This window comes from Saezia sanguinis (genome assembly GCF_003991585.1).
Classification (GTDB): Bacteria; Pseudomonadota; Gammaproteobacteria; order Burkholderiales; family Burkholderiaceae_C; genus Saezia; species Saezia sanguinis.
Genome location: NZ_PQSP01000073.1, coordinates 1 through 272, shown reverse-complemented (window position 1 = coordinate 272; position 272 = coordinate 1). Strand labels below are relative to the sequence as shown.

General features: G+C 66.5%; 1 protein-coding gene. It reads right to left on the bottom strand.

Going from position 1 to position 272, the window contains the following annotated elements:
• On the bottom strand, window positions 1–272 hold a 272-nt coding region (locus CUZ56_RS15035), incomplete at both ends, for an AMP-binding protein (protein WP_148113767.1).

The window sequence follows — 272 nt, the reverse complement described above, 5'->3', positions numbered from 1 at the left end:
CATGTGGCTGGGCCACGGTCGCGATGGCGACCTCGGTGGACCCGTACAGGTAGTGCACGACGGGCCCGAACACCTCGGCCGCGCGGGTGCTCAGTTCCGGGGAGAGCGCCGAACCGGCCAGCACGATGCCCTTCAGCGACGACGTATCGTATTTCGCCCGGATCTCCTCGGGCAGTTCCACCATCCGGTGCAGCATGGTCGGTACCGCGACGAGCATATCGGCCTTGTGGTCGGACACCATCTTCAACGTCGCCTCGGCGTCGAAACGGCGG